General features: G+C 58.0%; 23 protein-coding genes. 20 read left to right on the top strand and 3 right to left on the bottom strand.

Going from position 1 to position 24,751, the window contains the following annotated elements; translation table 11 throughout:
- Nucleotides 1–84: 84 nt before the first annotated feature.
- Nucleotides 85–1,422: an MATE family efflux transporter gene (locus tag I6G90_RS10695; protein WP_197927426.1), complete on the top strand. Its 1,338-nt coding sequence runs from the start codon at nucleotides 85–87 to the stop codon at nucleotides 1,420–1,422.
- 73 nt (nucleotides 1,423–1,495) lie between these two features.
- Here the strand turns inward: I6G90_RS10695 and I6G90_RS10690 are convergent, their stop codons facing one another.
- Nucleotides 1,496–2,317, bottom strand: coding sequence for a peptidoglycan DD-metalloendopeptidase family protein (locus I6G90_RS10690; protein WP_197927424.1), 822 nt, complete (start codon nucleotides 2,315–2,317; stop codon nucleotides 1,496–1,498).
- A gap of 294 nt (nucleotides 2,318–2,611) precedes the next feature.
- Here I6G90_RS10690 and I6G90_RS10685 point away from each other — a divergent pair, with 294 nt between their 5' ends.
- Nucleotides 2,612–3,391, top strand: coding sequence for a BPSS1780 family membrane protein (locus I6G90_RS10685; RefSeq protein WP_197927422.1), 780 nt, complete (start codon nucleotides 2,612–2,614; stop codon nucleotides 3,389–3,391).
- 43 nt (nucleotides 3,392–3,434) lie between these two features.
- Here I6G90_RS10685 and I6G90_RS10680 read toward each other — a convergent pair whose 3' ends face one another.
- Nucleotides 3,435–4,358 (bottom strand): LysR family transcriptional regulator, encoded by a 924-nt coding sequence (locus I6G90_RS10680; protein ID WP_197927420.1) that lies wholly within the window; start codon nucleotides 4,356–4,358, stop codon nucleotides 3,435–3,437.
- 126 nt (nucleotides 4,359–4,484) lie between these two features.
- Between I6G90_RS10680 and I6G90_RS10675 the strand changes: the two genes are divergently transcribed.
- The 4 genes from I6G90_RS10675 to oxyR all read left to right on the top strand — a co-directional run bounded on the left by I6G90_RS10675 (nucleotide 4,485) and on the right by oxyR (nucleotide 8,933).
- Entirely contained in the window at nucleotides 4,485–5,345 is an 861-nt protein-coding gene (locus tag I6G90_RS10675) for a Vmh family MBL fold metallo-hydrolase (RefSeq protein ID WP_197927418.1), read from the top strand.
- A gap of 75 nt (nucleotides 5,346–5,420) precedes the next feature.
- Entirely contained in the window at nucleotides 5,421–6,065 is a 645-nt protein-coding gene (locus I6G90_RS10670; RefSeq protein ID WP_197927416.1) for a DsbA family protein, read from the top strand.
- Nucleotides 6,066–6,237: 172 nt separating this feature from the next.
- Nucleotides 6,238–7,878 (top strand): methyl-accepting chemotaxis protein, encoded by a 1,641-nt coding sequence (locus I6G90_RS10665; protein WP_197927414.1) that lies wholly within the window; start codon nucleotides 6,238–6,240, stop codon nucleotides 7,876–7,878.
- A gap of 155 nt (nucleotides 7,879–8,033) precedes the next feature.
- Nucleotides 8,034–8,933 (top strand): DNA-binding transcriptional regulator OxyR, encoded by a 900-nt coding sequence (gene oxyR / locus I6G90_RS10660; protein WP_043822299.1) that lies wholly within the window; start codon nucleotides 8,034–8,036, stop codon nucleotides 8,931–8,933.
- Nucleotides 8,934–8,982: 49 nt separating this feature from the next.
- Here the strand turns inward: oxyR and I6G90_RS10655 are convergent, their stop codons facing one another.
- Complete coding sequence (locus tag I6G90_RS10655; RefSeq protein ID WP_197927412.1) at nucleotides 8,983–11,454, bottom strand: penicillin-binding protein 1A; 2,472 nt, start codon at nucleotides 11,452–11,454, stop codon at nucleotides 8,983–8,985.
- A gap of 299 nt (nucleotides 11,455–11,753) precedes the next feature.
- Here I6G90_RS10655 and tapM point away from each other — a divergent pair, with 299 nt between their 5' ends.
- From tapM to I6G90_RS10585, 14 genes are all read left to right on the top strand, one after another.
- Nucleotides 11,754–12,815, top strand: coding sequence for a PilM family type IVa pilus assembly protein TapM (gene tapM / locus I6G90_RS10650; protein ID WP_042063893.1), 1,062 nt, complete (start codon nucleotides 11,754–11,756; stop codon nucleotides 12,813–12,815).
- The gene (gene tapN, locus I6G90_RS10645; RefSeq protein ID WP_197927410.1) at nucleotides 12,803–13,381 is read left to right on the top strand and encodes a PilN family type IV pilus biogenesis protein TapN; all 579 of its coding nucleotides are present in this window, start codon (nucleotides 12,803–12,805) and stop codon (nucleotides 13,379–13,381) included. The genes tapM and tapN overlap by 13 nt, the downstream gene beginning before the upstream one ends.
- Complete coding sequence (gene tapO / locus I6G90_RS10640; RefSeq protein WP_111805363.1) at nucleotides 13,378–13,977, top strand: PilO family type IV pilus biogenesis protein TapO; 600 nt, start codon at nucleotides 13,378–13,380, stop codon at nucleotides 13,975–13,977. Before tapN ends, tapO begins: the two co-directional genes overlap by 4 nt.
- Nucleotides 13,974–14,507 (top strand): pilus assembly protein PilP, encoded by a 534-nt coding sequence (locus tag I6G90_RS10635; protein ID WP_042063889.1) that lies wholly within the window; start codon nucleotides 13,974–13,976, stop codon nucleotides 14,505–14,507. Before tapO ends, I6G90_RS10635 begins: the two co-directional genes overlap by 4 nt.
- A 16-nt stretch (nucleotides 14,508–14,523) precedes the next feature.
- Nucleotides 14,524–16,749 carry a type IV pilus secretin PilQ family protein gene (pilQ, locus tag I6G90_RS10630; protein ID WP_197927408.1) on the top strand — a complete coding sequence of 742 codons (2,226 nt, stop codon included), beginning with the start codon at nucleotides 14,524–14,526 and terminating at the stop codon, nucleotides 16,747–16,749.
- Nucleotides 16,750–16,940: 191 nt separating this feature from the next.
- Nucleotides 16,941–17,459 carry a shikimate kinase AroK gene (gene aroK, locus I6G90_RS10625; protein ID WP_005335014.1) on the top strand — a complete coding sequence of 173 codons (519 nt, stop codon included), beginning with the start codon at nucleotides 16,941–16,943 and terminating at the stop codon, nucleotides 17,457–17,459.
- Nucleotides 17,460–17,473: 14 nt separating this feature from the next.
- Nucleotides 17,474–18,556 carry a 3-dehydroquinate synthase gene (aroB, locus tag I6G90_RS10620; protein WP_197927407.1) on the top strand — a complete coding sequence of 361 codons (1,083 nt, stop codon included), beginning with the start codon at nucleotides 17,474–17,476 and terminating at the stop codon, nucleotides 18,554–18,556.
- Nucleotides 18,546–20,126, top strand: coding sequence for an SPOR domain-containing protein (locus tag I6G90_RS10615; RefSeq protein WP_197927406.1), 1,581 nt, complete (start codon nucleotides 18,546–18,548; stop codon nucleotides 20,124–20,126). The genes aroB and I6G90_RS10615 overlap by 11 nt, the downstream gene beginning before the upstream one ends.
- A 70-nt stretch (nucleotides 20,127–20,196) precedes the next feature.
- On the top strand, nucleotides 20,197–21,069 hold the full coding sequence (locus I6G90_RS10610; RefSeq protein WP_033137567.1) for a Dam family site-specific DNA-(adenine-N6)-methyltransferase: 873 nt from the start codon (nucleotides 20,197–20,199) through the stop codon (nucleotides 21,067–21,069).
- A 190-nt stretch (nucleotides 21,070–21,259) separates the two neighbouring features.
- Nucleotides 21,260–21,934 (top strand): ribulose-phosphate 3-epimerase, encoded by a 675-nt coding sequence (gene rpe, locus I6G90_RS10605; protein WP_197927405.1) that lies wholly within the window; start codon nucleotides 21,260–21,262, stop codon nucleotides 21,932–21,934.
- Nucleotides 21,921–22,589 carry a phosphoglycolate phosphatase gene (locus I6G90_RS10600; RefSeq protein ID WP_042658622.1) on the top strand — a complete coding sequence of 223 codons (669 nt, stop codon included), beginning with the start codon at nucleotides 21,921–21,923 and terminating at the stop codon, nucleotides 22,587–22,589. Before rpe ends, I6G90_RS10600 begins: the two co-directional genes overlap by 14 nt.
- Before the next feature lie 42 nt (nucleotides 22,590–22,631).
- A complete protein-coding gene (trpS, locus tag I6G90_RS10595; RefSeq protein WP_042063880.1) occupies nucleotides 22,632–23,636 on the top strand; it encodes a tryptophan--tRNA ligase in 1,005 nt (334 codons plus the stop codon).
- Between the two features lie 117 nt (nucleotides 23,637–23,753).
- Nucleotides 23,754–23,969, top strand: coding sequence for a hypothetical protein (locus I6G90_RS10590; protein ID WP_033137571.1), 216 nt, complete (start codon nucleotides 23,754–23,756; stop codon nucleotides 23,967–23,969).
- A gap of 21 nt (nucleotides 23,970–23,990) precedes the next feature.
- Nucleotides 23,991–24,572 carry an aminodeoxychorismate synthase component II gene (locus I6G90_RS10585; RefSeq protein WP_042063878.1) on the top strand — a complete coding sequence of 194 codons (582 nt, stop codon included), beginning with the start codon at nucleotides 23,991–23,993 and terminating at the stop codon, nucleotides 24,570–24,572.
- The last annotated feature ends 179 nt before the right edge of the window (nucleotides 24,573–24,751 follow it).

The raw sequence follows: 24,751 nt of genomic DNA, 5'->3' as shown, positions 1-24,751 counted from the left end.
TATTAATGATTCATAACACAAATAACAGGAAGTCATGCTGCCGTTTCGCTATGATCCGGCCGCTCTCTCTCCACCGGGTTGAATATGTCAGCTGTTGATCTGGGCACAGCCCCGCTATCTCGCCTTTTCTGGCGTTACGTAACCCCGACCGTGGCCGCCATGCTGATCACCGGCATCTATGTCACCATCGATGGCATCTTCGTTGGCCATGTGCTGGGTCAGGATGGCATGGCCGGTCTGATGCTGGCCTACCCCATCTGCGCCGTGCTCTATGCGGTGGGGGCGCTGATCGGCATGGGGGCTTCATCGCTGGTCTCCTTCTATCTGGGCCAGGGCAACCCGGCCAAAGCTCGCCATATCGTCGGCAATGCGCTGGTGATGGTGCTGCTGACATCGCTGCTGCTCAGCGTTATCGGGATCCGCTATGGCGAGCCGATGCTGGCCTGGATGGGGGCGGAGGGGGAGATCTTCACTGCCGGGCTCGCCTACCTGCAGGCTTACGCCTGGCTCGGCGTCTTTGCTGTGCTGTCGATGGCGTTCAGCTCGCTGCTGCGCAACGATGGCCGCCCCGGCTTTGTCACCATCATCATGGTGGTCGGGGGGCTGCTCAATGTGCTGCTCGACTATCTGCTGATGGTGGTGTTCCCGTTCGGGCTGGCCGGGGTGGCGACGGCCACCATGCTCTCCCAGGCGGTGACGGGCCTCGCTTGCCTGTGGCACTTCTTCACACCGCGCAGCCAACTGCGGATCAGCTGGGACACCCTGCGCCCCGATCTGCGGTTGATGGGCGAGACGGTGCGCCTCGGGGTATCGAGTTTTCTGATGTACCTCTACCTCTCGGTGGTGCTGGCGCTGCACAACAAGGCGCTGCTGGCGGTGGGCACGTCGCTGCATGTGGCCGCCTACGGGGTGATCAGCTACACCGAGGCTTTCTTCTACTTGGTGTTCGAGGGGATCGCCATGGGTATCCAGCCCATCGCCAGCTTCAACGCGGGTGCCGGTCACTGGCAGCGGGTGCTGCGGGTGCGCAACCTGGCGCTCGGGGTGACGCTGGGGATCGCCCTGTGCGCCATGATCCCGCTCTATCTGTGGCCGGAGGCGGCGGTCTATCTGTTTGCCGGGGACAACGCCACCCTGCTGCCGGTGGCAAGTCTCGGGATCTGGCTCTACTTCTGGGGGCTGCCGATGGAGGGCTTGCTGCTGGTGGGGGCCACTTATTTCCAGGCCATCAATCGGGCCCGTATCGCCTCCCTGCTCACCGGCGGCAAGCTGGTGTTGATCGGCGGTTTCTTGTGGGGATTCTCGACCCTGTGGGGTGTGCCCGGCGTCTGGCTGGCGTTGCCGACATGCAGCTCCTTGCTGGTGCTGGTGATGTGGCGGGCGATGCGTCGGGAGTCTGGCGCCCACGCACTGGCCGGATAGACAATCAGGAACGACGTGCAGATAGCAGACAGGCAGCCATGGGCTGCCTGTCTTGTTAACGGGCGGGACAGATTCAGGGCTTGAAGGCACCGATAAAGATGGCGGGATCGACCCGGGTGTCGTTGAGGCTGACGTTCCAGTGCATATGGGGGCCGGTAGCGCGGCCGGTCGAACCGACTCGCCCGACGATGCCACCGCGCGGCAGACTCTGGCCGAGCTTCACATCGATCTTCGACATGTGGCAGAACATGCTAATGAGCCCCTGACCGTGGTCGACAAAGACGGTGTTGCCGTTGAAGAAGTAGTTGCCGATCAGGATCACCTTGCCGGCGGCGGGGGATTTGATCGGGGTGCCGGCGCCCACGGCGAAGTCGAGGCCGGAGTGGGGATTGCGCTCCTCGCCATTGAAGAAGCGACGCAGGCCAAACGGGCTGGAGAGGGGGCCGTTGACCGGCTTGTCGAACATCAGGTTGCTCGGCTGGTTGGGGCTGAAGGTCTGGTAGGCGCGGGTCTGCTCCGCCAGCTCGCGGTTGATGCGGGTCATATCCTCGGCGAGCGGATTGACCTGACGGCTGTTCTTGAGCTTGATGTGCTGCTCGCGGTAGTGCTTGGGGGTGACGGTGAAGCCGAGAGTACGGCCATCACCGGTAGTCAGTTGCTGGGCCCCAAGCGGGTTTTTGAGAGAGATGCCGACGATAGCGATCCACTGCTTGTCTTCATGCACTACCAGCACAGGTTTGTCGTGATAGCGGGCCGTGGGCGCAGTGGCGGATGCGCCAAGAGGGATCACCGCAACGCCACCCGGCACCGGATGGTTCAGCAGGCGACTGATAAACCCTTCGGCCAGGGCTGACTGGCTGGCCAGTAACAACAACAGACAACAAACAACTCTCATGACGATACCACGCGATGTTAAAACGCCCGGGATGGCGGGACAACAGCCCCCTGTCTGGCACTAGTTGACCACAACCACTAGAGGGTGGCCACGACAGTGGCGGCCGGGGAAGGGGGCAGATTGTGCCTTGTTATGGTCGGGGCAGCCAGAGGCGGGGCGTGGCTGACGCCCCTTTTGTGCATCGCTGCGTCAGGTTTTATGTCGTGACGGGGCCGCGTCGCCATTGAGTCGCCCCCGTCCTGGCTCTAGAATCGGCTTCCGGCACTGATGCCACCGACACTCCGAGGAGACGATATGAACGGATTACCCCCTTTGCGCACCACACCAGCCCGGCACACGACAGGTCGTGGCTGGGTCTGGGTTCGCAGCGGGTTCGATATCTTCAACAAGGGGATGGGGATCAGCGTGGCCATGGTGCTGGTCTGGTTTATGGTGGGCATGCTGCTGGAGCAACTGCCGGCGGGTGGCCTCATCTCCCAGTTGCTTTACATGGTGTGGGGCGCGGGTTGGGTGGCGGTCGCCGCACGGGGCTATCGGGGCGAGCCGCTGCAGTTTGCCGATCTTTTTGCCGGTTTTCGCCACAAGTTGACCCCGCTGATGCTCGGCGGTCTGCTGGTGTTGCTGCTGTTCAGCCTGGTGGGCCTCGTCTGTCTCGGTCTGCTCTCCATGTGGGGGCTGCTCCCGCTGCTGACTCAGGATCCCGAGAGCATGGTGGTCTCTGCGAGTCAGTTGCAGCAACTGCTGCTGGTGTTACTGGTGGGGATGCTGCTCATTGTTCCCGTGCTGATGGGGGTCACCTTTGCTCCTGCGCTGATCTACTACCACGATATCGGCATCATCCAGGCGGTGCGCCTGAGCTTCTTCGGCTGCTGGCGCAATATGTGGCCCTTCTTCTGGTGGGGGCTGCTCTCAGCCATGTTGCTGCTGTTTGGCGCGGCGCTGCTGCTGGTGGGTCTGCTGGTGGTGATCCCGGCGCTCAACTACTCCATCTATGTGGCTTATCGGGATATTTTCCTCGACGAGAGTGCGCAGCAGGAAGCACCGCACTCAGAACCATTCGGTTTTGAAGCCTGATCAACGGATGAAGATGAAGAAGGGGCCCGCAGCGGCCCCTTCTTCATTTTCGGCTGTGAGGAGGACTCACCTCCTGCCAGACGGGATCGGCCGCCATGCGGGCCAGCAGAAAGTCGAGGAAGCTGCGCAGCAGCGGTGACATCTGTTTGCGGGTGGCATAGACCCCGTAGATCCCGAGTCGCTTCGGTTGCCAGTCGGTCAGCAGGGGCACCAACTCTCCCCGCTCCAGATAGGGCTGGGCCGAGTAGAGCGGCTGCAGGCTGATCCCGGTGCCGCCGAGCGTCGCCTCCAGCAGCAGGTTGGAGATGTTGGCGCTCAGGTTGCCGCTGACCGGCACCGACTCGGGGCCATCCGGCCCATTGAACTCCCACAGGCTTTTGCCGAAGTAGGTGTAGGTGAGGCAGTTGTGCAGCGCCAGATCCTGCACCTTGTGCGGCATCGGGTGGCTGGCCAGATAGGCCGGGCTGGCACAGACCACCGAGTGGCAGGTGCCAAGACGGCGTGCCACCAGATTGGGGTCGAGGTCGTTGGTGATGCGCACCGCCAGATCGATCCGCTCCTCCACCAGATTGACGGTTCTGTCGAGTAACAGGATATCGATGGCCGTTCCCGGGTATTGTGCCAGATAGTCGTTGGCGGCCCCGACCAGCAGCGCTTCTGACAGGGAGTAGCTGCTGGTGATCCGCAGTTGCCCCTTGGGGGCGTCATCGCTCTTCACGGCGATCTGCTCCATCTCCTCGCCGAGCGCCAGCATGGCGCGGGCCCGGTTCAGTGCCTCTTCTCCCGGCCCGGTCAGGCTCAGACGGCGGGTGGTGCGGTGCAGCAGGCGGGCGCCCATCCAGCTCTCCAGCTCGGCCAGATAGCGCGACACCATGGCGCGCGACATATCCAGTTTCTCTCCGGCGCCGCTCAGACTCCCCTGCTCGACAACGCTGACGAAGACCCGCAATGCGGTCAGTCGATCCATCTATGGCTCTCTATATGTTCGATATATGCAACAGTGATGCGCTTTTTACGCTGTATTTGCAACTTAGGCGATCCAATACACTGTGTCCATCAAATGAACCCCCGAATACTTAATGAGGAATAGATGATGAACAACACCCTGATCCGCAACCTGACTCTGGCTACCACCCTGTTGAGTGGCGCCGTACTGGCCGCCCCCCTGAGCGTGACCGTCTACAACCCTGGCGAGAAGGCGATCTTCCCGGTCTCCTCCTCACTGGTGACCGGTGACAAAGAGGCCATCCTGATCGATGCCCAATTCGATGTGCAAAATGGTCAGGCGCTGGTCGATATGATCAAGAAGAGTGGCAAGAAGCTGACCACTGTCTATATCAGTGCCGGTGACCCCGACTTCTACTTCGGTCTGGAGCCTGTCATGGCGGCGTTCCCGGATGTCAAAGTGCTGGCCGATCAGCACGTGGTTGACCATATCAACCAGACCAAGGATGCCAAACTGAGCTACTGGAGCCCGATCCTCGGCAAGGGGGCACCGAAGAGCCTGACCGTGCCGCAAGTGATGACAGCCAGCCACCTGACGCTGGATGGCGAGAAGATTGAAATCAAAGAGATGAATACCCCGAATGCCTACCTCTGGGCTCCTTCCATCAAGACTGCTTTTGGTGGTGTGCCGGTTTACCACGGGGTGCATGTCTGGATGGCCGACAGCCAGACCAAGGCGGCTCGCAGCAACTGGGTCAAGGCGCTGGATAACCTGCTGGCCCTGAAACCCGAGCGTGTGGTGCCGGGCCACTTCCTGGGCTCTGCGCCAGAAGGCACTGCCGCTGTGACCTTTACCCGTGACTATGTAGAGCGTTTCGAACAGGAGCTGGCCAAGGCGAAAAATTCCGGTGAGCTGATTGAAGCTCTGAAGAAGGCCTATCCGGCACTGCCGGTTGACGATGGTCTGGCCATCGGTGCCAAGGTCAATACCGGCGAGATGAAGTGGTAAGCCACTGAGCCTGCTTTCCCTGTGTTTTTTTACCGGGCCTAAGGGCCCGGTTTTTTATCCAAGATTGAAGTGAGAATGAAGATGAGCGAACAACAAACCACCCTCCATTATGTCTATGACCCGCTCTGTGGCTGGTGCTACGGTGCCGCCCCCCTGTTGCAGGCGGCAGCCACCATTGCCGGACTCAAGATCGAGCTGCATGCGGGCGGTCTCTGGATGGGTAGTCGCCGTCAGCCGATGGGCGAGGCATTGCGTGATTATGTGCGCCCCCATGATCAGCGGATCGAAGCGCTGACCGGCCAGCATTTTGGCGAACGCTACTTTAACGAACTGCTGCTGCGGGAAGGCTGTCTGCTGGACTCCGAGCCGCCGATCCGTGCGGTTTTGGCCGTCACGGCGTTGGGGGGCGATGGGCTGGTCATGTTGCACCGGATCCAGCAATCCCACTATCGGGACGGGATCTGGATTGGTGAGCCGGCATTTCTCGCCACGCTGGCGGCAGAGCAGGGGATTGCAGCCGAGGCATTCCAGCAAGCTTATCTGCAGGCCCCCTTGCTGCAACATCTGGCAGCCAGCCAGGGCTGGATGAAACGGCTGGGCGGTCAGGGTTATCCCACCCTTGGGTTGATGCACAACGGTAGGGTGAGTGCTGTGCGAGTGGCTGACTTTTTGGGCGATCCTGCCGGGTTGCGTCAGCATCTTCTTGAGTTGATGGAATAGTTATTAGAATGTGAACGGACAAGGTCTCTTTAGAAGTGGAGTGAATGGGCCGATATTCCTGTATGCAGAAGCGATATGAAAGCCTTCGACTTTCTGCTTGCAGACTATGCTCTATGTGACCATTCCCGGCGGATGTTGCGGGAGTGCAGACTCATTTCAAGGAAGCCCTCATATGTTCAAAAACATGTCTATCGGCCAGAAACTGAGCGCCGGATTTGCCATTCTGGCCTTGCTGGTTCTTGGCTTGGCCTGGTTCTCCATCAGTCAGTTAGCAAAGCTCCATAGTGATACCGAGACCATTACCGGCAATTTGTTGCCTTCTACTCGTCTGGCGAGTCAGATGCATGTCGCCGTGCTGGATGCGCGCCGTTCAGAGCTGGCCCAGGTAATTGGTGGCCTTAACAAGGATGATCAGGAGGTGAGTGAACGAGCTCTAACCTTCAACAAGGCCAAGCAGGAGTTTGAGCAGGCAGCCCAGAAATACGGTGCTTTACCTTTCACTACTGGTGAAGAGAAACAGGTTTATGAGCAGGTGGTTGCGGCGGGGGCCAAGTATTTTGCGGTGCATGACCAGTTGTTAAGTGCCTTTGCTACTGGCGATCTGGATCGCGTCAAAAGTTTGCGCAAGAACGAGACCCGCGCCGCACTGGAAGAGGTGGGGGCCAAGTCTTATCGCCTGCGGGAAATCAATAATGAGATTGCCGATGAGATGGTGAAAGACATTAAAGCCATGTATAGCAATTCCAGAACCATGAGCATTATCGTCAGCTTGGTGACGCTGGGCTTTGTGGTGGTGATTGCCTGGCTGTTGACCGGCCAGATCCGCAACCCGGTGATGGCGTTGCTGGAGCAGACTCGCCGGGTCTCCTCCGGCGATCTCACCTCCCGCATCGACATGCAGCAGTTCAATAACGATGAGCTGGGGACCCTCGCCAAAGGGTTTGGCGAGATGCAGACCAATCTGCGCACCCTGGTGAGTGAAGTCTCTGGCTCTGTGGTGCAATTGAGTTCTGCCACTGAAGAGATGAGCTCGGTGGCACGTCAATCAGCCACCAACATGAGTGCCCAGCAACATGAGCTGAACCAGCTGGCGACGGCGATGAACGAGATGCAGGCTACGGTTCAGGAGGTCTCTCGCAATACCAGTGATGCCGCCAGTGCCGCCACTTCGGCCAGCGAAACGGCAGAGATTGGTGCCAAGACGGTGAATGATTCCATTCAGCGGATTGAACGGGTTGCCGGTGCCATCGAGAGCACCGCAGCGGTGATCCGCCAGTTGGGTGATGACAGCCGCAATATCGGTATGGTGCTGGAGGTGATCCGCGGCATTGCCGAGCAGACCAACCTGCTGGCGCTCAACGCCGCCATCGAAGCGGCCCGGGCCGGTGAACAGGGTCGGGGCTTTGCGGTGGTAGCCGATGAGGTGCGTACGCTGGCCAAGCGCACTCAGGACTCCACCTCCCAGATCAACACCATCATTGCCGAGTTGCAGCAGCGTGCCGAACAGGCGGGCAGTACCATGCAACAGAGTCAGGAGCTGATGAACACCACGGTGTCTACCGCGCGGGAAGCTGGCGAGTCCATCTCCCAGATCAGTGGCTCGGTCAGCAGCATCTCCCACATGAACATCCAGATTGCGACAGCCACCGAAGAGCAGGGGGCGGTGAGCGAAGAGCTCAACCGCAACGTGGTCAATATCAGCCATGCTTCCGAAGAGGTGGCTGCCGGTGCCACCCAGATGGCTCAGGCGTGCAACGAGCTGAACCATCTGGCTACCCAGCTGCAGGATATGGTGCGCCGCTTCAGGGTGTAATCCATCGGCGAGTCAAACAAGCCCGATTGCCGCGAGGTGATCGGGCTTTCTATTTTACGGTGCAGCCAGAGAGGCACACTGCGAGCGGATGACTTGTCCCGCTGGACGATATTGTGCATGCTGATGACCCATTTTCCAGGCAGGACTCTCGCTGTATGAATCTTCGCGATCTCGAATATCTGGTGGCGCTGGATGAGGAAAAACATTTTCGCAAAGCCGCCGAACGTTGCTTTGTCAGTCAACCCACCCTGAGCGGTCAGCTGCGCAAGCTTGAGGATGAACTCGGGGTCATTCTGATCGAACGTACCTCGCGCAAGGTACTGTTTACCCCTGCTGGCGATGCCATGGCCCATCAGGCGCGTCGGGTGCTCAAGGAGGTACGCGAGCTCAAGAGCATCGGTCAGCACTTCTCCGAACCGATGTCCGGAGAGATCCATATCGGTTTTATTCCGACCGTGGGCCCCTATCTGTTGCCCCGCATTATCCAGACCCTGCGTGAGCGTTTTCCCCAGCTGGAGTTCTACCTCTACGAGGAGCAGACCCAAAGTCTGCTCAAACGGCTGGAAGAGGGGGAGCTGGATTGCGTCATTCTGGCCGAGATGCCGGGGATGGAGGGGTTTGGTTCAATCCAGCTCTACCACGAGCCGATGTGGCTGGCGGTGCCTTGCCATCACCCCGAAGCCCAGGCCAGGCAGGTGCCGCTTGGCAATCTCAAGGGCAAGAAGTTGCTGATGCTGGCCGATGGCCACTGCTTGCGGGATCAGGCGATGGGATTCTGTTTTGCCGGCGGGATAGGTGAGGATCAGCGGTTCAAGGGCACCAGTCTGGAGACCCTGCGCAACATGGTGGCCGCCGGTAGCGGCATGACGCTGGTGCCAAAGCTGGCCGTACCTGCCGATCATGATGAGGGTGGGGTGAGCTATCGGCCAGTGGTCGACCCGGTGCCGGGACGCACCATCTCGCTGCTCTATCGCCACTACTCGGTGCGTCGCCCCTGTTTCAACGAGCTGGCCGCCTCGATAGCCACGCTGATGACCAAGCAGTTGGCCCAATAAAAAAACCGGCAGCCCTGGCTGCCGGTTTTGCTTCTGCCACGCGAGCGGCTTAGAAGATATCGTCGGTAGAGACAGGCCCTTCCACTGCGGGGTTGTCACCGCCGTAGACCTGATTGCCATCCGAGCTCGGTGCTGCGTAGCGGGTCGGCTCGGTACCTTCCTTGAAGTATTCGTCGGTGCCGCCACCGGTCGCCAGCAGACCGGTTTCGCTGTCAATCTTCACCGTCATGATCCCTTCGGGAACCGGCATCTTGTTCTCGGGCAGTTTTTTCAGGGCGACTTTCATAAAGTCGATCCAGATAGGCTGCGCGGCACCACCGCCAAACTCGGCACGGCCAAGGCCACGCTGATGGTTGTCAAAACCGATCCAGGAGGTGGCGACGATATCCGGGGTGTAGCCGGAGAACCAGGCATCCCGCGATTCGTTGGTGGTACCGGTTTTACCGGAGATGTCGTGACGTTTCAGGTCGCGTGCTGCACGCCAGCCAGTACCGCGCCAGCCGTTGCCACCCCAGATTGCGGTGCTCAAGGTGTCGGTGATCAGGAACGCGCTCTGGGCACTGATAGTATGTGGGGCTATGGTCGGCGCGAGAGGGGTCTGCATGCCATCTTGCGCTGCTCCATCAACAGTTGGCTCCGGCAGTGTGCTCTGCTCGGTCGCGGCCGGCTGTTCGCAACTGGTGCAAGCGATGGCAGGATTGGCCTGATAGAGGGTGTTCTCCAGGCTATCGGTCACTTTGTCGATGAAGTAAGGGGTTACCAGGAAGCCGCCGTTGGCCAGTACCGAATAACCACGCACCACCTCGAGGGGGGTGAATTCGGCAGCACCGAGCGCCAGCGACTCATGGGGAGAGATAAAGTCGCGCGGGAAGCCAAAGCGGGTCAGACCGTCGATATAGGTATCCAGACCGATGGCGCGCATCAGTCGAACCGACATCACGTTCTTGGACTTGGCCAGACCCAGACGCAGCGGGGTGGGGCCATCATAGACAGCCGGGGAGTTCTTGGGCTGCCACATGGGCCCTTTTGACGGATCCCACTGGTTGATCGGCGCATCGTTGATGAGCGACGCCAGGGTATAGCCATGCTCCAGCGCGGTGGCATAGAGGAAAGGCTTGATATTGGAACCAATCTGGCGACGCGCCTGATCGACCCGGTTGAATTTGGAGAGCTCGAAGCTGAAACCACCTACAAGTGCTTCCAGCGCGCCATTTTTCGGGTTCATGGCAACCAGCGCGGCGTTCACATCCGGGATCTGGGCCAGCAGCAGCTCTTCGCCCTCTTCCCGTACCCAGATCTGGGCACCGACTTTCAGCACATCACGCGCCGATTTCGGGGCGTAGCTCTGACGGTCGTCGGTAATAAATGAGCGAGCCCATTTGATACCGTTCCAGCCCAGTTCCGCTTCCTTGCCATTTTTCAGCACCAGCGTTGCGCTGCGGTCACCGAGCTTGGTCACGACCGCCGCCATCAGCGGATCATAAGTGGGCTGTTTGCCAAGGTGAGCGACGATCTGTTCGTAATCCCAGCTGCTTTCACCCGCTTTCCACAACTGCGCCGTCGGGCCGCGATAGCCGTGGCGCATGTCATAGGCAAAGACGCCATCCAGCAGCGCCTGTCTGGCCGCCCGCTGACGTTCGGCAGAGACGGTGGTGTAGACATGCAGGCCCATGGTGTAGGCATCTTCACCAAACTGCTCGACCATCTTCTGGCGCACCATTTCTCCCAGATAGGGGGCATGCAGGGTCACTTCGGCGCCGTGGTAACGGGCCTTGATCGGCATTTTGGAGGCTTCGTCAAACTGGGCCTGGGTGATCTTGCCGGTTTCCAGCATCCGACCCAGCACGACGTTGCGGCGCGCAAAGGCACGCTCGGGGGAGCGGATGGGGTTGAGCATGGACGGGGCTTTCGGCAGACCGGCAATGATGGCGATCTCGTCCAGTCCCAGATCCTTGACCTCTTTACCAAAGTAGACCTGCGCCGCAGCACCGACCCCGAAGGAGCGATAACCGAGGGGGATCTTGTTGAGGTACAGTTCGAGGATCTCGTCTTTTGAGAGATTTTGCTCGATCCGCCAGGCCAGGAAGACCTCCTTGACCTTGCGGATGATGGTCTTCTCATTGCTCAGGAAGAAGTTACGGGCAACCTGCTGGGTGATGGTACTGGCCCCCTGACGGGCATGGCCGGAGACAGCCCACACCGATGCGGCGCGAATGATACCAATCGGGTCAATGCCCGGGTGCTCATAGAAACGGGCATCTTCGGTCGCCAGCACGGCATCGATCATGGGTTGCGGAATTTCGTCCAGACGCAACGGAATGCGACGAATTTCGCCATATTGGGCGATCAATTCCCCATCCCGGCTGTAAACCCGCATCGGGGTTGCCAGCTTGACGTCACGCAATGCGGTGACATCGGGCAGTTGGGGTTTGATATAGAAGTAGATACCGATGAGGCTGGCAACGCCCAGCACAGCACCCAGCATCATGACAATAAACAGGCGAACGAGCCATTTCAGCATGGAAGAACTACCAATCGTCTTAAAATTAGCCAACGGGCGCAGAGTATAGCCCTTTTGCCATCGGGAATTCGAGGTTTTCCTGTGGCGAGCCACCTGCCTCAAAGGATGCGAGAGGTTAGCACTACGGGGAGCAATAACCAAGGAGGGTCACTTGTCATGAAGAAAGCGAGATGGGTCACTTTTCGGTATAAACTTTATGACATTGATAGTTAGAGCATTTAGGATGAGTAAAGCACTCCTCTGATTGGGTGTCCTACACTCAGTTCAGGAATAACACCAAATAACGCATGGATGTGTATATGTTTGGGCTATTTAATAAGGGTTCCCTCCTCCCTCTGGTGGGTATTGATTTCGGCAGCCAGACCATCAAGGCCGTTACCCTCAGTGGCCGTCCCGGCAAGCTGCATCTGGAGTCTGTTGCCGATATCCCTACCCCGAAAGGGACGCTGGTCGATTATCAATTACAGGATATCGAGCGCGTCAGCCAATCTCTCAAGACCCTCAAGCGCCTTATTCCAAGTCATAGTGACTATGCTGCTACCGCAGTGACCGGTTCCAACGTGATCACCAAGGTGATCCAGATTGATGCCCGCCTCAGCGACAAGGAGCTGGAGAATCAGGTGCAGCTGGAGGCCGAGCAGATCATTCCCTTCCCCCTCGATGAAGTGAGCCTCGATTTCGAGGTGCTGGGCACCGGCAATAGCGAAGATCGTCAGGATGTCCTGCTCAGTGCCGCCCGTACCGAGAGTGTCAACGGTCGGGTAAGCGCCCTTGCCGAAGCCGGTATTGCCGTCAAGGTGGTTGATGTGGGCGCCCATGCGCTGGGGCGTGCCGTAGTGGCTTGTCTGCCCGAGCTGCAAGAGAGTGAACGGCCGATCGGGGTGATCGACATCGGTGCCAGCGCCATGACCTTTGCCGCGCTGGTCAAGGGGGAGGTGGTCTACTCCCGTTTGCAGAACTTCGGTGGCGATCAGTACAGCCAGGCGCTCTCCTCTTTTTACGGCATGACGCTGGATGAGGCGGAACAGGCCAAAACCAAAGGTACCTTGCCTGTTGACCACGAGCTGGATGTGCTGATGCCTCACATCAACTCGCTGTTGCAGCAGGTGCGGCGCAATATCCAGCTATTTTGTAGTTCATCCGGTTATCGAGACATTGCAAAACTGGTGCTGACAGGGGGAGGCAGTCTGCTGCCGGGTCTGTTGGTACAGGTAAAAGAAGAGGTCAATTGCGAGGTGTTGCACCCGGATCTGTTTGCCTTGTTTGGCAAACCGAAAGGGGAGGCCGAGCTGGTACATGGCGCTAAATATATGACGGCATTCGGGTTGGCTCTGAGGAGTTTCACACCATGTCAAATATAAACCTTCTGCCCTGGCGTGAAGCACGAACCCAGCGCCAAAAGAAACAATTCGGGGCCTTGCTGGGGATTTTTGTGCTGGTCACGGTTGCACTGGGATTTTTTGCCAACTGGCTTGTCGATCGTCAAATCGTCGCCCAGCAGCAACGCAATCAGCGACTGGTTCAGGAGATGACCATTCTGGATGCCCAACTGGGGGAGATCCGTCTGCTCAAGGAGCGTCGCAAGGAGCTGATCGATCGGATGCAGCTTATCGAACAATTACAGATGCGCCGCAATGTGCCCGTTCGCCTCTTCAACCAGCTGCCTTCACTGGTGCCCAACGGGGTGTACCTCAATACCCTCGCGATGCAGAACAATATTATTGATGTAAACGGCAAGACCGAAGCCTATGGCCGGGTGGCCAGTATGATGCGGCGGATTGATGGTTCCGGTTGGTTGGGCCAGTCAAAGATAAGCACTATTTTTGCAGCTGATGTTGCGCCCGTGTCATTGAGCCAGTTTTCCATGATGTTCCTGATTGCCAATAATGCTGCGGCTACCGGAAATGTGGCCAAGGAGCAAAAATGAACCTTCAGCAACTCAACGAGCTGGATATCAATGACATAGCTAGCTGGCCAAAATGGGCAAAAGGGATCTTCATCCTTCTCTGCTGTGTGTTGACCGGTGGTGCCATCTATTACTATGTGATTGCCAATTCCCTGACCAATTTGACCCAGGAAGTGGGGAAGGAGACCGAGCTGAAAGCCCAGTTTGAAAGCAAGGCGATGCTGGCAGCCAACTTGGGGGCATACAAGGCGCAAATGGTCCAGCTTGAGCAACTGGTTGATACCCAGCTCAAGCAGTTGCCCAATACCCATGAAGTCGCCGGTCTGCTGGACGATATCAGCTTTATTGCAACCGACAACGGCCTGAAATTGAACCGGATAAACTGGGAACCCGAGCTCAAGCACGAGTTTTCGACCGAACTTCCGATGCGTATCGAAGTCGTGGGTACTTACCATGAAATTGGCAAGTTTACCGCTGATATGGCTGCCTTGCCCCGTATCGTCATCCTTGACTCCTTTACCTTGGGTCAGAGCAAGGATGCAGGAGATCTGATTTCGATGTCGATGCTGGCCAAGACCTACAAGTACAACGGTAAAACAGTGGAGTCGAAACAATGAGACGCATCTGCTGGTTGTTACCTGCCCTCTTGCTGGCGGCTTGTGGTGGCCAGGAGGACATGGATAGCTATGTCGCCGAGACCAAGGCAAGGCCTCCCGTACCTATCGAGCCCTTGCCCGAGCTGAAGCCTTTTGCCCCCATGCACTACCAGCAGCGGGAGTTGCGCAGCCCCTTTATGATTCCCCAGCCCGAGGCGGCGGTCGGAAGTACCAGCAGTGCCAAGGTTCAGCCGGATTGTGCTCAGACCTTGATGGACCGGGAGAAAGAGGTACTGGAAAATTATTCGCTGGCCAGTCTGTCGATGCATGGCTCTTTGGGAAAGGCGGGGCAGTTATGGGCACTGATCAGTACCCCGGATGGCAAATCGATGCGGGTTGGTCTCAATCAGTATATGGGGCTTGATCAGGGGCGGGTCATCAAGATTACCGACACTGCAGTGGACTTGCTGGAAACCATTCCGGACGGGAAGGGGTGCTGGGTAACAAGAGAAACCCAGTTGGCGATGGCCAATGTGCAAGAAAAACAATAATCAGGGACGAACAGCAATGAGAACAACAATCGAGCGTGTAACCAAAGTGGCTTTGCTGTTTTGCGCCAGCGCCGTCAGTCAGGCGTGGGCAGTGGCAACCCTGCAGGAGATCAAGGTTAATCCTCTGCTTGCTGATCAACTGCTGGTGGAGCTCAGTTTCAGTGAGCCGGTCACCGGCTTTACTGATCGTCTCTCTTATCAACCCAATCAACTGCTGTTGCATGTTCCCGGTGCGGTGGGGGCGCTCAAGGTCAACCCGCTGCCTATCCAGCGCCAGGGGGTGGATAATATCAAGGTGGAAGGCAAGGGTGCCGGTCTGGATATCAAGATCGCGCTCGATCAGCTGGCTCCCTATCAGGTACAGCAACAGGGTAACAAATTGCTGGTGTCATTGGGTGAGGGGGCGTCCTCCGGGCTCATCAATGGTGAGAGCGCCCTGATTGCACCCGCTACCTCGGCTACCCCGGTGTCAGCACCCTCTGCGATGGTGGCTACCACCTCCCCCTCGGCGTTGCTCAATCCTCAGGTCGTTGCCCGGTCGATGCCTGTTGCGCCCGTGACAGCGCCTGTAGCAGCACAGCCAGCCAGCAAGCCGGTGCTCAACAACTATCAGAGCAGTGGGGGCGGCGCCTATTTCAATTCGGTTACCGGTGTGGATTTTCGTCGTGGCAAAGATGGTCAGGGGGAATTTCTGGTCACGCTGGATAACAGCTCGGCCGCCGTCGATGTGAGCAGTCGCGGCCAGACCGTTCTGGCCAAGTTCCATGGTACTCGGGTGCCGGATGGCTTGCTTAATCTGATCAATGTGCAGGATTTTGCAACGCCGGTCTCTCAGGTTGAAGTCTCCCGGCAGGGGAGCGATACCCTGTTTGAGCTGTCGATCAATGGTCAGTTTGATTACCGTTACGATCAGGCCGACAAGCTCTTCATTATCGAGGTGAAAAAGCGGACGACTGCCACTGCATCCAAGCAGTATCAGGGTAAACCCATCTCATTGAACTTCCAGGACATTCCTGTACGTACAGTGCTGCAGCTGATCGCTGACTTCAACAATCTCAACCTGGTGACCACAGATTCGGTGGCGGGCAATATTACGTTGCGTCTGGATGGGGTGCCATGGGAGCAGGCGCTCGACATCATTTTGAAGGTGCGTGGGCTGGACAAACGACTGGACAACAACATTCTGCTGGTGGCACCGGCCGAGGAAATTGCAGCCCGCGAGAAACAGCAGCTGGAGAGCCGCAATCAGGTTGCTGATTTGGCACAGCTCTATACCGAATATCTGCAGATCAACTATGCCAAGGCGTCGGAAGTAGCGGCCCTGCTCTCTTCAGAAAGTACCAAGTTGCTGTCACCCCGTGGTGCTGTGAGCGTGGATGAGCGCACCAACGTGTTGGTGGTCAAAGATACCGCCGATGTCATCAGCAGCATCAAGCGGATGCTCGATATCCTCGATATTCCGGTCAAGCAGGTGGTTATCGAGGCGCGGATGGTGACCATTGATGACGGTTTTGATGAAGCGCTCGGGGTGCGTTGGGGGGTGACCAAGAACGATGGCCATGGCAACAGTACATCCGGCTCTATCGAGGGTAATGACGGCTCTGGTAACAACAATGGTGGTTCAACAATCACCAAGCCGACAGTGGATGACCGGATGAACGTCAATCTGCCGGTGACCAATGCGGCCGGTACTTTGGCCTTCCAGGTTGCCCGTCTGGCCGATGGTACCCTGCTGGATCTCGAGTTGTCGGCGCTGGAAAAAGAGAGCAAGGCCGAGATTATCGCCAGTCCACGGGTGACCACGGCGAACCAGAAACCGGCACTGATCGAGCAGGGTACCGAGATCCCCTATGTGGAGTCCTCTTCCAGCGGGGCCACCTCGGTCACCTTCAAGAAGGCGGTGTTGAGTCTGAAGGTTACCCCGCAGATCACGCCAGATAATCGGGTTATTCTCGATCTGACCGTGACCCAGGATACCAAGGGTGAAACGGTACCGACCGGTACTGGGGATGCGGTTTCCATCAACGCCCAGTCCATCACCACCCAGGTGTTGGTGAACAATGGCGAGACGCTGGTGCTCGGCGGTATCTATCAGCAGACCATCAAGAGCGATGTAACCAAGGTGCCGCTGCTTGGTGATATTCCCGGATTGGGGGCCTTGTTCCGCAAGACCACCAGCGAGAACAAAAAGCGGGAATTGCTGATTTTTGTGACGCCCAAGATTGTCACCGACGCCTTCTGAATGCTTTACATGTAAGGGTAAAACACATATAACCTTACGCCCCAATGAGGCTGGGGCGTAAGGGCTGCGGTTGCCAGTCCCGATATCTATTGAGATAATCCCCCTCCTGATCCATCGCAAGATAAGGTTCATAGGTACCCCGATCCAGTATTCATCGGGGTCGTACAGTTTGTAATTACTAACGAAAAGACATGGCTGAGAAACGCAATATTTTCCTGATAGGTCCCATGGGTGCGGGCAAGAGCACCATAGGTAGACATCTGGCAGAACAACTGCACATGGAGTTTTTCGACTCAGATCATGAGATTGAGCGCCGCAGTGGTGCTGATATCGGCTGGGTGTTCGATGTTGAAGGCGAAGAAGGTTTCCGGATTCGCGAAGAGAAGGTGATCGGCGAATTGTCAGAGCAGCAGGGTATCGTGCTGGCGACGGGTGGCGGTGCCATCAAGAGTCGCGAAACCCGCAACAAGTTGTCTGCTCGTGGCATCGTGGTCTACCTCGAAACCACTATTGAAAAGCAGCTGGCGCGCACACAGCGAGACAAACGCCGCCCTCTGCTACAGACCGAAGAACCGGCACGCGAAGTGCTGGAACGTCTGGCACAAGAGCGCAATGCCCTGTATGAAGAGGTTGCAGACTTTGTTGTGCATACCGATGACCAGAGCGCAAAAATCGTTGCCAATCAAATTGTAAAGCTGATCGGTATGTAATCTAGAGGACGTCCATGGAACGGTTGAAGGTCGAACTGGGTGAACGCAGCTATCCCATCGAGATAGCTGCCGGGTTGTTGCAGCGCCCCGAGGCGCTGGTATCGACCATCAAGGGCAAGCGGGTGATGATCGTGACCAACACGGTCGTTGCTCCGCTCTATCTTGAACGGGTAACGGTCCTGCTGTCGGGTTTTCAGGTTGAACACCTGATCCTGCCTGATGGCGAGGCATACAAGAACCTGGCGACCTTTGAGCAGATCATGTCTGCTCTGCTTGAGACCAACCATGGGCGCGATACGACACTGATCGCTCTGGGGGGCGGCGTGATTGGGGATCTGGTGGGCTTTGCGGCAGCAAGCTATCAACGTGGCATTCCTTTTATCCAGATCCCGACCACCCTGCTCTCCCAGGTTGACTCCTCTGTCGGCGGTAAAACCGCTGTCAACCACCCCCTCGGCAAGAACATGATTGGGGCTTTTTATCAGCCCAAACAGGTTGTTATCGATACCGAATGTCTGAGTACCTTGCCTGCCCGCGAATTTGCCGCAGGGATGGCCGAGGTGATCAAGTACGGCATCATTTGGGATGCTGATTTCTTCAGCTGGCTGGAGCAGAACATGGTGCGTCTGCAACAGCTGGAACCCGCCGAGCTGGCCTACGCCATCAAACGCTGCTGCGAGATCAAAGCCGATGTGGTCGGTCAGGATGAGACCGAGCACGGCGTCCGTGCGCTGCTCAATCTGGGCCACACCTTTGGTCATGCCATCGAGGCCGAGCAGGGTTATGGTAACTGGCTGCACGGTGAAGCGGTATCCGCCGGCACCATGCTGGCTGCCTGGACTGCGCAGGCCCGTGGCGAGATGAGCGAAGCGGACGTTGCGCGCGTGCGCGCCCTGCTGCTGGCTGCCAATCTGCCCATTCATGCTCCTGCCGAGATGGATTTTTCCGCCTTTATTCGCCATATGCGCCGTGACAAGAAGGTGCTGGAAGGCAAGTTGCGTCTGGTGTTGCCGGTTGGCATCGGCCATGCGCAGGTGGTGGGGGATGTGTCCGATGCTGAGTTTCTGGCGGTGATCGAGTCTGGTCGTGACAAATAAACTGCTAAAACTTCCTTCCCAGCGGCAGCTGGTTGACCGGCTGCTGCATCTGATTGAATTCAATCACCCTTTCGTTTTTCTCTCCGGCAAACCCGGTTGTGGTCGCGGTACGCTGTGCGAATCCCTGCTCGGCGTGTTGCCGGAAAAAGTGCGGGTGGTGAGCCTCATCGGCACGCCTGCCATGAAGATGGTGGATGTGCGCCAGCTGTTGCTGCCACAGGTGGTGGCGCGGCCGCTGTTCAATCCACAGGATGCGCTGGCGGAGAGCTTCTTTCGCATGCTGGAGGGGAGCAAGCCTGCCACCCTGCTGCTGATGATCGAGCGGGCGGACCAGTTACCAGCCGAGTTGTTGGGAGAGTTGTGGGCGATCATCCGTCATAACGATACCTTGGCGGCGCCCCATCAGCTGGCCATTATCGTCTCGGGCAGTGACGTCTGGTGTCGTACCCAACGACCGCAGCTGAAAGGGCGCGCCATGCCAGCCCTGGAGCTGGAAGTGCCGCCCCTGAGCCCGCCCGAGCAGCGCATCTTCTTGTATGAGAAAGCCAAAGCGCTCAAGATCCCGGCGACCCTCTTGCCCAAGCCGCAAGTGGAGGAGATCCTGAAAACGGCGAACGGACATCCGTCCACCATCATGCAGTTACTGGAGGATATCATGACCGACAGAAGGCCCAAGAAGCGTCAGGCGGAGTTGCCTGTCAAGAAGATTGCCACCGCTATCGCGCTGGTCGCTGGCGGCCTGCTGGCGATGAGCTACCTGCTGCCTGCGCTGTTTGACAATGAAAGCAAACCTGCGCTGCAGGATCCGGTGCAGAACACGGCATTGCCGATCCCGGTAGTGGGAGGCGATCCCCTCACCGCAGGCGGTTCGAATACCGATGCCGCTGCACAAGGCGCACAAGACAGCAATGCCGCCAGCAATCCCAACGGGGTGGTGAAGGATTGGCAGCCGGAAGCAAAAGTGCTGCCCAAATCGGTGGAGAGCGAAACAGTGACCACCGAATCCACCAATTACGAAGGGCGTCGGGTGGTGATCTCTGACGAGGTCGTGCAAAAGCTGATGACCGAACCCAAGGTGAGCGGCGCACTGCCTACTGACGTGGTGGACGAGCTGACCGGCAAGAACCCGAGTGGCACAGCCCCCAGTGGCGCCGTCGCAACTACAGCGCCAGCCAGCACCAGCAAGGCACAGAGCCCGGTGACAACCCCAACGCCTGCGGCTACCACCAAAACCGCCAGCAACGAGCCGGTTGCCGCGCCTGCACCCAAGGTGGCCCTAACACCGGTCGCCACCTTGAACAAGAAGCCGCGCAACCACTACAGCGTTCAGCTGATGGGGGCGAGCAACACCAAGGCGGTGGATCAATTTATTGCCGAGCATGGTCTGGCGGGCAAGGTATGGGTCTATCAGACCAAATTCCGTGGCAGCCCCTGGTATGTGGTGCTGCAAGGGGATTATGCCGGTCTGACCCAGGCCAAGAGTGCCATTCGCAAGCTCTCGCCAGCCTTGCTGAAAGGTCAGCCCTGGCCCAAGTCGTTTGCACAGGTACAAAAAGAGCTGAAGCAATAGCCTTGATACCGGATAAGGGGGTAGAATCGTCCCCCTTTTTGGGTCTTGCCTTCTTACACACCGGATTTCCATGAAAAAAACACGCGCTTTTTTAAAATGGGCCGGGGGAAAATACTCCCTGGTTGAAGAGATTGCCGAGCGCCTGCCGGCCGGGCGTGTGTTGCTGGAGCCCTTCGTCGGGGCCGGGTCAGTGTTTCTCAACACCGACTACGACGCGTATGTGCTCAACGACATCAATCCGGATCTGATCTGCCTGTACAACCACCTCAAGCTGACGCCGGACAGTTTCATTGCCGAGGCGCGCAAGCTGTTTGTGGCAGAGCACAACCACAAGGCGGCCTATTACCGGCTGCGCACCCAGTTCAATCAGACCGAGACCACCTTCGAGCGGGCACTCTTGTTCCTGTTTCTCAACCGTCATGGTTTCAACGGACTGTGCCGCTACAACAAGAAGGGCGGCTTCAACGTGCCGTTCGGTTCCTACAAGAAGCCCTATTTCCCGGAAAAAGAGCTGTGGGCCTTTGCCGAAAAGGCGCAGAAGGCGACCTTTATCTGCGAGAGCTACGCCGATGCCATCAAGCGGGCCGAAGAGGATTGGGTCATCTACTGTGATCCTCCCTATGCGCCGCTCTCCACGACCGCCAGCTTTACCAGCTATGCCTCCGGTGGTTTTACCCTGGATGATCAGGCGATCCTGGCTCGATTGGCTCGTCACACTGCCGCTCACAAAGGGGTGCCGGTGTTGATCAGCAACCACGATATCGAGCTGACTCGCGAGCTCTATCGCGGCGCCCGTCTCGACGAGATTTTGGTCAAGCGCACCATCAGCCGCAACGGCGGCACCCGCAACAAGGTGGCCGAGTTGCTGGCGCTCTATCCCCCCGGCATCGAGCCGGAGCAGGGCTACTACCCCAGTGACAGCGAGCTGCTGCCACTGGCGTAACAGACAAAACGGCGCCCAGGGGCGCCATTTTTTTATGGTCGAGCCCGCGCCCGTGCCGATGTTCCATAACCCGGGTGGCTGGGGGAGGGGAGGCGATTGCCCCATTTACTCCGCATTCGAGTCGTTTTCGCCCGCCTTTTACGTTAAAATTGCGCCGCTTTTTCTCCCTGGCTGCCAATGGATGATGCTGATGAAAGACTTTCTGATTGCCCCCTCGATCCTCTCTGCCGATTTTGCCCGTCTGGGTGACGATGTCGCCAAGGTGCTGGCTGCCGGTGCCGACGTGGTTCACTTCGACGTGATGGACAACCACTATGTCCCCAACCTGACTATTGGCCCCATGGTCTGTCAGGCGCTGCGCGACTACGGTATCGAGGCCCCCATCGACGTGCACCTGATGGTCAAGCCGGTGGATCGCATCATTCCCGATTTTGCCAAGGCCGGTGCTTCCCTCATCACCTTCCATCCGGAAGCGTCCGACCATGTTGACCGCTCTTTGGGCCTGATCAAGGAGATGGGCTGCCAGGCGGGTCTGGTGCTCAATCCGGCCACCTCGCTCTCCTGCCTCGAGTATGTGATGGACAAGCTGGACGTGATCCTGCTGATGTCGGTCAACCCGGGCTTCGGTGGCCAGAGCTTCATCCCCGGCACCCTCGACAAGCTGCGTCAGGTGCGTCGTCTGATCAACGAGAGCGGCCGCGATATCCGTCTCGAGATCGATGGTGGGGTCAAGGTCGACAACATCCGTGAAATCGCCGAAGCGGGCGCCGACATGTTTGTCGCCGGCTCTGCCATTTTCAGCCAGCCTGACTACAAGGCGGTGATCGACAAAATGCGTGCGGAGCTGGCTCATGTCGCACGCTGAGCGCGCATTTGATTTGGTGCTGTTCGATCTGGACGGCACCCTGATCGACAGCGCCGCCCAGCTGGCGCTGGCGGTCAATCTGACGCTGACCGATTTGGGTCTGGCACAGGCCGATGAAGCCGTGATCCGTACCTGGGTCGGCAACGGGGCCGACAAGCTGATCCAGCGGGCGCTCGCCTATCGCGAGGCCGACCCCGAGCTGTTTGCCAAGGCCCGACCGATCTTTTTCCAGCACTACAACGCCTGCCTGCTGCAAGGGCTGGCGATGTATGACGGGGTGGCGCAGAGTCTGCGTCGCCTGCAAACCCTGGGTTACAAGCAGGCGATCGTTACCAACAAGCCGAGCGATTTCGTGGCACCCATCCTCGATGCCCTTGGCATCAGCGATTGTTTCGCGCTCTGGCTCGGTGGCAACTGCGTGCCGGTCAAGAAGCCGAGCCCGGAGCCGCTGCTACACGCCTGCCAGGAGTTGGGGGTGAGCCCGGCTCGCACCCTGATGGTGGGCGACTCCGAAAATGACGTGCTGGCGGCCAAGGCGGCTGGCATGAAGGTGGTGGGGCTCACCTACGGTTACAACTATGGCCGCCCCATCGCCGACTCCCGGCCTGACTGGGTGTTCGAACATTTTTCCCAGCTCGATGCGCTGCTGAGCTAATCGCGCCGCGGGACTGGCTGAATAACAAGGATTAACACTCTCATGACCAAACCAATCGTATTGAGCGGGGCTCAACCCTCCGGCCAACTGACCATCGGCAACTACATGGGGGCCCTGCGTCAGTGGGTCAACATGCAGGATGAGTTCGACTGCCTCTACTGCATCGTCGACCTGCACGCCATCACCACCCGTCAGGATCCGGTTGCCCTGCGCAAGGCTTGTCTGGATGCCGCTGCCCTCTATCTGGCGGTCGGTATCGATCCCAAGAAGAGTACCGTCTTCATCCAGTCTCACGTGCCGCAGCACGCCGAGCTGGGCTGGATCCTCAACTGCTACACCCAGATGGGTGAGCTGTCGCGCATGACCCAGTTCAAGGACAAGTCCGCCCGTTTCGAGAACAACGTCAACGTTGGCCTGTTCGGTTATCCGGTGCTGATGGCCGCTGATATCCTGCTCTATCAGGCCAATCAGGTGCCGGTTGGTAACGACCAGAAGCAGCATCTGGAGCTGACCCGCGACATCTGCACCCGTTTCAACAACCTCTATGGTGAGGTGTTCACCCTGCCGGAGCCCTTCATTCCGACCGAAGGGGCGCGGGTAATGAGCCTGCAGGATCCGACCAAGAAGATGTCCAAATCGGATGACAACGAGGCCAACTTCATCGGCCTGCTGGAAGATCCCAAGCAGATCGTCAAGAAGATCAAGCGTGCGGTGACCGACTCCGACGAGCCGGCAGTGGTGCGGTTCGATCCGGAAAACAAACCGGGTGTTTCCAACCTGCTGACCCTGATGTCCGGCGTGACCGGCCGCTCCATCCCCGAGCTGGAGCAGCACTTCGAAGGCAAGATGTATGGTCACCTCAAGACCGAGACCGCCGAAGCCGTGGTCGCGCTGCTGGAACCGATCCAGGCGCGTTTCCATGAGTTGCGTCAGGATGAGGCCCATCTGATCGCGATTCTGGCCGAAGGGGCACAAAAGGCGCGCGAAAGAGCTGAAAAAACCCTGACCAGCGTATATGATGTAGTCGGCTTCGTTCCTCGAGCCTGACATACTGGGAAGGTGTAGTAGAAGAGAGCTGGGTATTTGCCTGGCTTTCTTTATTTTCTGACCGGCTATTTGTTTAATTTATTTATTTCACCGTGGGTAATATCCCCAAGAGAAAGCATGTCTGTTCAACCAACTATTTCTGCTGAAGAGCTGAGTGACAAAGGTCACTGGCTACGTAAATTTCGCAAGGCGAAAAACCTCAATACCCTGCAGTTGATGGTCTCCAATGCCATCGACAAGCACCATAAAACCCCTGCCGTTGCTGCTGCCATCTATCTGGCCGAGTGTCAGCGTGAACGGGAAATGGAACAGGGTCGTTATCTCGATCGTTAATTCTCCGCTGTTGGTTATCTCATGCTGTTGTTGATCGATAACTACGACTCTTTTACCTGGAACCTGGTGCAATATTTCGGTGCCCTAGGACAAGAGGTTGTGGTCAGGCGTAATGATGAACTGACGCTGGATACCATAGCGCAGCTATCTCCTCGTTATTTGGTTATATCCCCGGGACCTTGCACGCCCAATGAGGCGGGGATCTCCCTCGACGCCATTCGCCACTTCGCTGGCAAGTTGCCCATTCTCGGTGTCTGTCTCGGTCATCAGTCGCTGGCGCAAGCCTTCGGTGCCCGCGTAGTGCGTGCCCGTCAGGTGATGCACGGCAAAACCTCGCTCATCCGCCATCGGGATGAGGGGGTATTCAAGGGGCTCAACAACCCGCTGCGGGTGACCCGTTACCACTCGCTGGTGGTGGAGCGCGACACGCTGCCCGAATGCTTCGAGATCACCGCCTGGAGCGAGCATGCCGATGGCGCGTTTGACGAGATCATGGGGCTGCGCCACAAGACACTTCCTGTCGAAGGGGTTCAGTTCCATCCGGAGAGTATTTTGAGCGAGCAGGGCCATCAGTTGCTGGCCAATTTTCTGGCGCGTACATAAAAAGTTGTGATCGCCTTCTCAAGTTCGAGAGAAGGCAAAAAAAATTTCCCTGACACTTTATTCACCCCCTCTCCTGCCCAAATTATCTCTTGCCAAGCCCCCCTGAGTCGTTATGCAATGCGGTTGCCTAAAATCTCAAGGTCAATCGAACATTGTTCCTCATAGGCCGTATTGTTACA

The organism is Aeromonas allosaccharophila (assembly GCF_016026615.1).
Classification (GTDB): domain Bacteria; phylum Pseudomonadota; class Gammaproteobacteria; order Enterobacterales; family Aeromonadaceae; genus Aeromonas; species Aeromonas allosaccharophila.
The sequence above is the reverse complement of the archived record's forward strand: the minus strand, read 5'-3'. Positions and strand labels throughout refer to the sequence as shown.

Bases quoted from the DNA above. Each gene is read 5' to 3' on its own strand.
- I6G90_RS10695 (WP_197927426.1), top strand. From the start codon at position 85: ATGTCAGCTGTTGATCTGGGCACAGCCCCGCTATCTCGCCTTTTCTGG.
- I6G90_RS10690 (WP_197927424.1), bottom strand. From the start codon at position 2,317: ATGAGAGTTGTTTGTTGTCTGTTGTTGTTACTGGCCAGCCAGTCAGCC.
- I6G90_RS10685 (WP_197927422.1), top strand. From the start codon at position 2,612: ATGAACGGATTACCCCCTTTGCGCACCACACCAGCCCGGCACACGACA.
- I6G90_RS10680 (WP_197927420.1), bottom strand. From the start codon at position 4,358: ATGGATCGACTGACCGCATTGCGGGTCTTCGTCAGCGTTGTCGAGCAG.
- I6G90_RS10675 (WP_197927418.1), top strand. From the start codon at position 4,485: ATGAACAACACCCTGATCCGCAACCTGACTCTGGCTACCACCCTGTTG.
- I6G90_RS10670 (WP_197927416.1), top strand. From the start codon at position 5,421: ATGAAGATGAGCGAACAACAAACCACCCTCCATTATGTCTATGACCCG.
- I6G90_RS10665 (WP_197927414.1), top strand. From the start codon at position 6,238: ATGTTCAAAAACATGTCTATCGGCCAGAAACTGAGCGCCGGATTTGCC.
- oxyR (WP_043822299.1), top strand. From the start codon at position 8,034: ATGAATCTTCGCGATCTCGAATATCTGGTGGCGCTGGATGAGGAAAAA.
- I6G90_RS10655 (WP_197927412.1), bottom strand. From the start codon at position 11,454: ATGCTGAAATGGCTCGTTCGCCTGTTTATTGTCATGATGCTGGGTGCT.
- tapM (WP_042063893.1), top strand. From the start codon at position 11,754: ATGTTTGGGCTATTTAATAAGGGTTCCCTCCTCCCTCTGGTGGGTATT.
- tapN (WP_197927410.1), top strand. From the start codon at position 12,803: ATGTCAAATATAAACCTTCTGCCCTGGCGTGAAGCACGAACCCAGCGC.
- tapO (WP_111805363.1), top strand. From the start codon at position 13,378: ATGAACCTTCAGCAACTCAACGAGCTGGATATCAATGACATAGCTAGC.
- I6G90_RS10635 (WP_042063889.1), top strand. From the start codon at position 13,974: ATGAGACGCATCTGCTGGTTGTTACCTGCCCTCTTGCTGGCGGCTTGT.
- pilQ (WP_197927408.1), top strand. From the start codon at position 14,524: ATGAGAACAACAATCGAGCGTGTAACCAAAGTGGCTTTGCTGTTTTGC.
- aroK (WP_005335014.1), top strand. From the start codon at position 16,941: ATGGCTGAGAAACGCAATATTTTCCTGATAGGTCCCATGGGTGCGGGC.
- aroB (WP_197927407.1), top strand. From the start codon at position 17,474: ATGGAACGGTTGAAGGTCGAACTGGGTGAACGCAGCTATCCCATCGAG.
- I6G90_RS10610 (WP_033137567.1), top strand. From the start codon at position 20,197: ATGAAAAAAACACGCGCTTTTTTAAAATGGGCCGGGGGAAAATACTCC.
- rpe (WP_197927405.1), top strand. From the start codon at position 21,260: ATGAAAGACTTTCTGATTGCCCCCTCGATCCTCTCTGCCGATTTTGCC.
- I6G90_RS10600 (WP_042658622.1), top strand. From the start codon at position 21,921: ATGTCGCACGCTGAGCGCGCATTTGATTTGGTGCTGTTCGATCTGGAC.
- trpS (WP_042063880.1), top strand. From the start codon at position 22,632: ATGACCAAACCAATCGTATTGAGCGGGGCTCAACCCTCCGGCCAACTG.
- I6G90_RS10590 (WP_033137571.1), top strand. From the start codon at position 23,754: ATGTCTGTTCAACCAACTATTTCTGCTGAAGAGCTGAGTGACAAAGGT.
- I6G90_RS10585 (WP_042063878.1), top strand. From the start codon at position 23,991: ATGCTGTTGTTGATCGATAACTACGACTCTTTTACCTGGAACCTGGTG.